The sequence below is a fragment of the Streptomyces sp. SID14436 genome (assembly GCF_010548465.1).
GTDB lineage: Bacteria > Actinomycetota > Actinomycetes > Streptomycetales > Streptomycetaceae > Streptomyces.
The window spans coordinates 1-759 of record NZ_JAAGMD010000181.1; the positions used below are offsets into that span (position 1 = coordinate 1).

The 759-nt window shown below is 76.8% G+C and carries 1 protein-coding gene; it reads left to right on the plus strand.

Annotated features, from left to right (window positions below; all coding sequences use genetic code 11):
* Positions 1-88: 88 nt before the first annotated feature.
* On the plus strand, positions 89-759 hold a 671-nt coding region (gene panC, locus G3I53_RS06650; protein WP_164438112.1), incomplete at its 3' end, for a pantoate--beta-alanine ligase.

The following is a 759-nucleotide window of genomic DNA, read 5'->3' on the forward strand; positions in this document are numbered from 1 at the left end:
CCGCCGCCGGGGCGGCCGGCCCCGCGCCGCACCCGAGCGCCCACTCGTCCCGCACCGCCCGGCACGCGCCCCGGAACGGAGCCCTCCGATGACCACCACCCTGCTGCGCACCGCCGGGGAACTGCACGCCCGCGCGCGCACGGGCCGCCGCGCCGTCGTGATGACCATGGGCGCCCTGCACGAGGGCCACGCCACGCTGATCCGCGCCGCGCGCAGGATCGCGGGACCCGACGGCGAGGTCGTCGTCACCGTCTTCGTCAACCCGCTCCAGTTCGGGCAGGGCGAGGACCTCGACCGCTACCCCCGCACCCTGGACGCGGACCTGAAGCTGGCCGAGCAGTCGGGAGCCGACGTCGTGTTCGCCCCCTCGGTGGAGGAGGTCTACCCGGGCGGCGCACCCCAGGTCCGGGTCAGCGCCGGCCCCATGGGGGGACGCCTGGAGGGCGCCGCCCGCCCCGGCCACTTCGACGGCATGCTCACCGTCGTCGCCAAGCTGCTGCACCTCACCCGCCCCGACATCGCCCTCTACGGCCAGAAGGACGCCCAGCAGCTCGCCCTGATCCGCCGCATGGTGCGGGACCTGAACTTCGGCGTCGAGATCGTCGGCGTGCCCACCGTCCGCGAGGAGGACGGGCTCGCCCTGTCCAGCCGCAACCGCTACCTCTCGCCCGCGGAGCGGCGCACCGCGCTCGCCCTGTCCGCCGCCCTGTTCGCGGGCCGCGACCGGCACGCCGCCCAGGAGGCGCTGCGCGCGCGGGC